Annotated in this window: 9 protein-coding genes; 3 read left to right on the forward strand and 6 right to left on the reverse strand. The window is 70.4% G+C overall.

All coding sequences use genetic code 11. The annotated features are described in order from the left end of the window. The 3 genes from D183_RS24120 to D183_RS0106240 form a co-directional block, all read right to left on the reverse strand. On the reverse strand, positions 1-448 hold a 448-nt coding region (locus D183_RS24120; protein ID WP_017908248.1), incomplete at its 3' end, for an SIR2 family NAD-dependent protein deacylase. Positions 449-611: 163 nt separating this feature from the next. After that, positions 612-1043 (reverse strand): organic hydroperoxide resistance protein, encoded by a 432-nt coding sequence (locus D183_RS0106235; RefSeq protein ID WP_017908249.1) that lies wholly within the window; start codon positions 1041-1043, stop codon positions 612-614. An 87-nt stretch (positions 1044-1130) separates the two neighbouring features. Next, on the reverse strand, positions 1131-1589 hold the full coding sequence (locus D183_RS0106240; RefSeq protein ID WP_017908250.1) for a MarR family winged helix-turn-helix transcriptional regulator: 459 nt from the start codon (positions 1587-1589) through the stop codon (positions 1131-1133). Between the two features lie 141 nt (positions 1590-1730). On the opposite strand from D183_RS0106240, the gene D183_RS0106245 reads away from it, so the two are divergent. Beyond that, positions 1731-2129, forward strand: a complete 399-nt coding sequence (locus D183_RS0106245; RefSeq protein ID WP_017908251.1) for a hypothetical protein — start codon at positions 1731-1733, stop codon at positions 2127-2129. Positions 2130-2156: 27 nt separating this feature from the next. On the opposite strand, the gene zapE is transcribed toward D183_RS0106245, so the two are convergent. Together zapE and D183_RS0106255 are read right to left on the reverse strand one after the other, a co-directional pair. Then, a complete protein-coding gene (gene zapE / locus D183_RS0106250; RefSeq protein WP_017908252.1) occupies positions 2157-3254 on the reverse strand; it encodes a cell division protein ZapE in 1098 nt (365 codons plus the stop codon). Continuing rightward, a complete protein-coding gene (locus tag D183_RS0106255; RefSeq protein ID WP_017908253.1) occupies positions 3251-3916 on the reverse strand; it encodes an alpha/beta hydrolase in 666 nt (221 codons plus the stop codon). The genes zapE and D183_RS0106255 overlap by 4 nt, the downstream gene beginning before the upstream one ends. An 86-nt stretch (positions 3917-4002) precedes the next feature. Here D183_RS0106255 and D183_RS0106260 point away from each other — a divergent pair, with 86 nt between their 5' ends. Then, positions 4003-4866: an EamA family transporter gene (locus D183_RS0106260; RefSeq protein ID WP_026144242.1), complete on the forward strand. Its 864-nt coding sequence runs from the start codon at positions 4003-4005 to the stop codon at positions 4864-4866. A 61-nt stretch (positions 4867-4927) separates the two neighbouring features. Here D183_RS0106260 and D183_RS0106265 read toward each other — a convergent pair whose 3' ends face one another. Next, positions 4928-6253: a GTP-binding protein gene (locus D183_RS0106265; RefSeq protein WP_026144243.1), complete on the reverse strand. Its 1326-nt coding sequence runs from the start codon at positions 6251-6253 to the stop codon at positions 4928-4930. Positions 6254-6328: 75 nt separating this feature from the next. Between D183_RS0106265 and D183_RS0106270 the strand changes: the two genes are divergently transcribed. Further along, on the forward strand, positions 6329-6712 hold the full coding sequence (locus D183_RS0106270; RefSeq protein ID WP_017908256.1) for a MerC domain-containing protein: 384 nt from the start codon (positions 6329-6331) through the stop codon (positions 6710-6712). The last annotated feature ends 194 nt before the right edge of the window (positions 6713-6906 follow it).

A 6906-nucleotide genomic window follows, 5' to 3' on the forward strand; every position in this document is an offset into this window, starting at 1 on the left:
TGGGCGTGTGCACGTCGATCGGCGGCAGCAAGCCGCGCCAGGGCTGGCCGCAGTCGCTGCAGCGCAGCGCCGACAGCCGGCCGTGCACGTGCGCGGCGACCTCGCTGCCGGCGCGCTGGTGCAGGTCGTCCACGTTCTGGGTCACCAGGGTGGTGTGGCGGACCTCGGCCAGGCGCGCCAGCGCCAGGTGCCCGGCGTGCGGCTGGGCCTGCGCCACGATCGCCATGCGCCAGCGGTACCAGCCCCAGACCAGGGCGGGGTCGGCACGCCAGGCGTCCTCGGTGGCCAGTTGCTCGGGATCGAAGCGCGACCACAGGCTGTCGTCCTGGCCACGGAAGGTCGGTACCCCGCTCTCGGCGGACATGCCGGCACCGGTCAGCACCAGCAGACGGCGTGCGCCCTGCAGGAAGGCGGCGACGGTCTCGGCGTTGTAGGCGGAACTGAGCATGGCGCGCCCGATTTGATCAAGCTCACACTATTGCACCCCCGCGGGGTGGTCTCAATGTGCGTGGCAACACGCGCGGCGCCCACAACACGAACGGGCGGCCAGTGGCCGCCCGTCGTGTGTCGCCCTGAACCGGCGCAGGCGCCGGCCCGGACATCGCGCTGGCTCAGTCGAGCACGACCAGCTTGACGTCGATGTTGCCGCGGGTGGCGTTGGAGTACGGGCACACCTGGTGCGCCTTCTCCACCAGCGATTCCAGCGTCGCACGCTCCAGGCCCGGCGCGGCGATGCGCAGTTCCACGGCGATGCCGAAGCCGCCCGGGATCTGGCCGATGCCGACATGACCCTCGATGCTCGTCTCGGCCGGCAGCGCCACCTTCTCCTGCCCGGCGACGAACTTCAGCGCACCGATGAAGCAGGCCGAGTAGCCGGCCGCGAACAGCTGCTCCGGGTTGGTGCCGTCGCCGCCGGCGCCGCCGAGTTCGCGCGGGGTCGACAGCTTGACGTCCAGCGCCTTGTCCGGGGTGGCGGCGCGGCCGTCGCGGCCCCCGGTGGCGGTGGCAGTGGCGGTGTAGGCGATGGTGGTCGGTGAAGCCATGGTGGTTCTCCTTCGAGGGCGGCGCCGCGGCGCCATGGGGTAGAGGGAAATGCGTAGAGGGAAATGCGCGATCGGGACGGGAATCGGTCAGGCCGCGGCCTGCAACTTGCCGCGGACCTCTTCAAGGTCGTGCTTGAGCCGGGTCAGTTGCTGCAGGTCGCAGGCGACCGCGCACAGCACGCCTTCCGGCACCGCCTGCGCGCGCGCGCGCAGGGCCTGGCCGTCGGCGGTCAGCGCGATCAGCACGCGGCGCTCGTCCTCGGCCGCGCGGCTGCGGGTCAGCAGACCGATCGCCTCCAGGCGCTTGAGCAACGGGGTCAGCGTGGCCGAATCCAGGAACAGCTTCTCGCCGATGTCCGAGACGCTGCGCTGGTCCTGCTCCCACAGCACCAGCATCACCAGGTACTGCGGGTAGGTCAGGCCGAGGTCGCGCAGCAGCCCGCGGTAGAGCTTGTGCATGGCCAGGTTGGCCGAATACAGCGCGAAGCACAGCTGGGTATCCAGCTTCAGCAGGGCGGTGGCGTCGGGGGCAGAGGTACGGTCCATGGGCACTACATTACATAGCGCGCGATTCAATAGCAAGCGATATTTATGCCTTGCCGACTCCTGGCTGAAGCGGGCGCCGCCCTTCCCCTCGTGCTGACAGCGACGCAGGACTACGCTGCGCGCAACTCGAGGAGCTTCCGCATGCGCGCATCGTTCCTGCTGCTGGCCGCGCTCGGCGCTGCCCCCATCGTGCCCAAGGCCGTGCCCAACACCCTGCCCGACGGCCCGGTGCTGATCGGTGCCGGCGCCGACGCGCTGGCCCGGGAAACCCATCGCCAGTGCCCCGGCGTGCCGACCGACCGGCTCACCCCGGCCGATCTGCTCGATGCCGAGGAGACGTTTCGCGATGGGCTGTCCGCAGCGCAGCGCCAGGCCATGGACCGGCAGTTGCCGCAGGACGGCGCGTCCGGGCCGGCCCGCTGCGCGCACAGCGAAGGCGGCGCCGGTTGCCCGGCGGCCGCCTATTTGGAAGAGATCGCCGGCGCGGGCCTGATGCCGCGCTTCGTCGCCGGGCTGTGTGCGCCCGGCGCGGTGCGCTGAACCCGCACCGCGGGCATCGGTCTGCGCTCAGACCCGGTGCGCTGCCGCCAGGTACTCGGCGCTCTGCATTTCGATCAGGCGCGAGGCGGTGCGCTCGAACGCACCGGCCAGGCGCTCGCCGGTGTACAGCAGCGGCGGCGGATCCTGCGCGGTGCAGACCAGGTTGACGTGGCGGTCGTACAGCTCGTCGATCAGGTTGACGAAGCGCCGCGCCGCATCCTCGTTCATGCGGTCGAAGTGCGGGATGGCGCCGAGCAGCACGGTGGTGAACTCGTGCGCGATCTCGATGTAGTCGCTGGGACCGCGCGGGCCTTCGCACAAGGCGACGAAATCGAACCAGACGATGCTCTTGCCGCGCGCGCGCACCGGGATCTTGCGCCCTTCCAGTTCGATGTTGCCGCGGCGTGCCTCGGCATTGCCGGTCAGCGCACTCCAGCGCTCGCCCAGCCAGGCGTCGCTGTCCTCGGCCAGCGGCGCGCGGTACACCGGCGAACGGGTCAGCGCGCGCATGCGGTAGTCCTCGGTGCCTTCGGCGTACAGCTCCACGCAATAGGTCTGCAGCAGGCCGATCGCCGGCAGGAAGCTCTCGCGCTGCAGGCCGTTGAGGTACAGGTTCTGCGGCGCGGTGTTGGAGGTGGTGACCAGGGTCACGCCCTCGGCGAACAGGCGCTCGAGCAGGCGCGACAGCAGCATCGCATCGCCGATGTCGGTGACGAAGAACTCGTCCAGCACCAGCACGCGCAACCGGCTGCGCCACTCCTGCGCGATCTTCGCCAGCGGATCGCTCTGCCCGGCATGTTCGCGCAGGCGCTCGTGCACGCCGCGCATGAAGCGATGGAAATGCGTGCGGTACTTCCGCGCGATCGGCAGGCCGTCGTAGAACAGATCGACCAGGAAGGTCTTGCCGCGGCCGACCCCGCCCCAGAAATACAGGCCGCGCACCGGCTCGGGCTTCTTCCAGAACGCCGACAGCCGGTCCAGCCAGCCCTCCTGGTCGCCGTCCACGATCGCGGTATGGATGCGGTCCAGTTCGGCCAGCGCCGCATGCTGGGCCGGATCGTCGCGCCAGTCGCCGCGCGCCACGCCCTCGGCGTAGCGCTGCGACGGCAATGCCGCCGCGCTCACGCCTGTGCCGCCGGCAGCCAGGCCTTGACCGCGTGCTGCAACGCGCCGCGCAGGTCGATCAGCTTGCGATGGAAGAAATGGCTGGTGTCGGGCATGCGCACCAGTTCCGGCTGTGCCTCCAGGGTCTCCAGCCAGTCGTACACGGCCTGCGGATCGACGATCTCGTCGGCCTCGCCCTGGATCACCAGCCACTGCGGCGGCGGCGCCATGCCGGAAAAATCCCAGCGCCCGGCCGGCGGCGCGATCGAGATCAGCACCTGCGGCTGCAACGCGGCGCTGGCGCGCAGCGAGACGTAGGCGCCGAAGCTGAAACCTGCGAGCCACAGCGCGTCGTGCGGACGCTGATCGCGCACCCAGGCGGCCACCGCGGCCAGGTCCTGCTGCTCGCCGTCGCCGTGGTCGAAGCTGCCGGCGGAGGCGCCGACGCTGCGGAAGTTGAAGCGCACCACGCGCACGCCCAGCTCGCGCAGCGCGCGCGCGACCATGGTCACCACCTTGTTGTGCATGCTGCCGCCCTCGGTGGACAGCGGATGGCAGACGATGGCGGTGACCGGCAGCGCGGCGACGTCGGCGTCGGGCAGATCGACCGCGGCCTCGATCGGGCCGGCGGGGCCTTGCAGCGTCAGTGCGCCGGAAGCGGTGGGGAAAGCGGGAGAGGTCATGCGGTCATAATACCGGGGCTGGGTCGCGGCCACATGCCGAAGCGGTGCACGCAGCGTTCTTTTTCCTCCCGATCCGGATCCTGCGTGTGGTCTTCGTCCTGTTGAGTTTGGTGTGCAGCGTGCTGGTCTCGGCGCTGCTGAAGCTGGCGCCGCAGCGGCGCATCGACCTGGCCCAGGCGGTGACCTGGAACTATCTGGCGGCGCTGCTGCTGTGCGCCGCCCTGCTGCAGCCGCCGCTGGCCGCGCTGGGCGATGCGCACACGCCGTGGGTGTCGCTGCTGGCGCTGGGCGTGTTGCTGCCGAGCCTGTTCCTGGTGCTGGGCCGCGCGGTGGCCAACGCCGGCATCGTGCGCACCGACGCGGCGCAGCGGCTGTCGCTGCTGCTGTCGCTGGCGGCGGCCTTCCTCTGGTTCGGCGAACGCGCCAATGGCGCCAAGCTCGCCGGCCTGGCGCTGGGCCTGCTGGCGATCGTCGGCATCGTGCAGCGACCGCAGGCGGCCGCGCACAGCACCGCGCGCACCACGCCGTGGCTGCTGCTGGTGTGGGTCGGCTTCGCCGCGATCGACGTGCTGCTCAAGCGCATCGCCCAGGCGGGCACGCCGTTCGCCGCCTCGCTGCTGGTCGCCTTCGCGCTGGCTTTCGTGCTGCTGCTGGGCGTGCAACTGTGGCGCCACCTGCGCGGCACCGCGCCGTTGGCCTGGCGCAACCTCGGCGCCGGCCTGCTGCTGGGCGCGATCAACTTCGGCAACATCCTGTTCTACGTGCGCGCGCACCAGGCCCTGCCGGGCAGCCCGGCCAGCGTGTTCGCGGCGATGAACCTGGGCGTGATCGGCCTGGGCACCCTGCTCGGCATCGCCGTGTTCGGCGAACGCACCAACCGCTGGAACCGCCTCGGCCTGCTGCTGGCGGTGCCGGCGATCGTCCTGATCGCGATGGGCGCAGGCAGCTAACCATCAGCACCCGCACCCCGCTCTTACGATTCCCCACCCCCGATTCCCCATTCCCGGCCCTTCAGCGCCTCCACACCGGAAACGGATCTTCCAAGCCCTGCCACACCACCGGCCCCTGCCGCAGTTCGGCATCGTCGAGCAGGCAGGCATCGAGTTCGGCACGCACCCGCGCCTCGTCCAGGCCGACGCCGATCACCGCCAGTTCCTGGCGGCGATCGCCCCACAGCGGATGCCACATCGCCCGCAGCGCCGCGTACTCGCGCGCATCGCCGACCTCCTCGGCCTGCGGCGGCGGCGCGTTCCAGCACGCAGTCTGCTGGCGCTGCCAGCCGAGCTCGGTGTACGGCAGCGGCGATGGCGGCAGCGCCAGCGGCGTGTCCAGCAGGCCGCGGTCCACGCGCTCGCGTGCCGCGTACCAGAAGCCGGCCGCCTGGGTCTGGGTGGCCGCGCCGACGATGGACAGTTCGCCGACCCAGTCCATGCGGCTGGCCAGCCAGAAGAAGCCCTTGCTGCGGATCACGTCGCGCAGGCCGCGTTGCGCCAGCCGCGCGAAGCGCAGCGGATGGAACGGCCGGCGCGCGCGATAGACGAAGCTTTCGATGCCGAACTGCTCGGTCTCCGGCGCGTGCTCGCCGCGCAGCGCCTGCATCCAGCCCGGCGCCAGCTGCGCGCGCACGAAGTCGAAGCGGCCGGTATCCAGCACCAGCTCCAGCGGCACGTCGCCACGGCTGGCCTCGACGATGCGCGCATCGCGGTTGAGCGCGCGCAGCACCGCGCGGGTGCGGTCGAGCGTGACCGTATCGGTCAGGTCGGCCTTGCTGATCACGATCACGTCGGCGAACTCGATCTGCTCCACCAGCAGGTTGACCAGCCCGCGCTCGTCGTCGTCCCCGGCCTGCAGGCCACGGTCGGCCAGGCGCTCGGCCGAGCCGAAATCGCGCAGGAAGCTCACCCCGTCGACCACGGTGAGCATGGTGTCCAGGCGCGCGACATCGGCCAGGCCGCGGCCGTCGGCATCGCGCACAGCGAAGGTCGCCGCCACCGGCATCGGCTCGGAGATGCCGGTGGATTCGATCAACAGGTAGTCGTAGCGCCCGCTCTCGGCCAGGCGCTGCACCTCCTGGCGCAGGTCGTCGCGCAAGGTGCAGCAGATGCAGCCGTTGCTGAACTCGACCAGGGTCTCTTCGGTGCGACTGAGCGCGGCGCCGCCGTCGCGGATCAGCGCCGCGTCGATGTTGACCTCGCTCATGTCGTTGACGATCACCGCCACCCGGCGCCCATCGCGGTTGTGCAGCACGCGGTTGAGCAGGGTGGTCTTGCCGGCACCCAGGAAGCCGGACAGGACGGTGACGGGAAGGCGGGAATCGGAAACGGCGGACGTGGACATGGCGGGCATCGGCGCGGAGGCGTGGCGGGCTGAAAGTGTTACAATATAACACTTGAAGCACTGGAGTGGACGTCCATGAAATCCCTGCCGCAATCCTTCTTCGACGCCTCGGCGATGCTGTTGTCCGGGCTGTGTCTGCTGCACTGCCTGGCGTTGCCGTTGCTGGCCGCGGCGCTGCCGTTGTTCGGCGTCTGGGCCGAGGCCGAGTGGGTGCACGTGGTGTTCTTGGCGATCGCCGCGCCATTGGCGGGGCTGGCGCTATGGCGCGGGCACCGGCGCGACGCGCTGCCCTGGCCGCTGTGGACGCTGGCGGCACTGGGCCTGCTCGGTCTGCTGGCCGGCGCTTTCGGCATTCCCGACGAGGCCAGCGAGACCGCGATGACGGTGAGCGGCAGCCTGGCGTTGGCCAGTGCGCACCTGTGGAACTGGCGCCGGCATCGGCGGCGTTGCGGGCATTGAGCCTGGGTGCACGCGCACGCTACAACGTATGGCGTGCGGTCGCCGAACGGCAACATGATCAAGGCGCGGTTTGCTGTGGCTGTCGCCTTGGCAGTTGCCGTCGCTTCTGCTGTTGCTGTGCCTTGGCGGTTGCCGTTGTTGTTGCTTAGCTTTGGCTCTTGTTTTTGATTTACCGGGTTCCCTTCCGAAGCGGC

The organism is Xanthomonas sp. SHU 199 (assembly GCF_000364665.1).
Classification (GTDB): Bacteria; Pseudomonadota; Gammaproteobacteria; order Xanthomonadales; family Xanthomonadaceae; genus Xanthomonas_A; species Xanthomonas_A sontii.

Bases quoted from the DNA above. Each gene is read 5' to 3' on its own strand.
- D183_RS0106235 (WP_017908249.1), bottom strand. From the start codon at position 1,043: ATGGCTTCACCGACCACCATCGCCTACACCGCCACTGCCACCGCCACC.
- D183_RS0106240 (WP_017908250.1), bottom strand. From the start codon at position 1,589: ATGGACCGTACCTCTGCCCCCGACGCCACCGCCCTGCTGAAGCTGGAT.
- D183_RS0106245 (WP_017908251.1), top strand. From the start codon at position 1,731: ATGCGCGCATCGTTCCTGCTGCTGGCCGCGCTCGGCGCTGCCCCCATC.
- D183_RS0106255 (WP_017908253.1), bottom strand. From the start codon at position 3,916: ATGACCTCTCCCGCTTTCCCCACCGCTTCCGGCGCACTGACGCTGCAA.
- D183_RS0106265 (WP_026144243.1), bottom strand. From the start codon at position 6,253: ATGTCCACGTCCGCCGTTTCCGATTCCCGCCTTCCCGTCACCGTCCTG.
- D183_RS0106270 (WP_017908256.1), top strand. From the start codon at position 6,329: ATGAAATCCCTGCCGCAATCCTTCTTCGACGCCTCGGCGATGCTGTTG.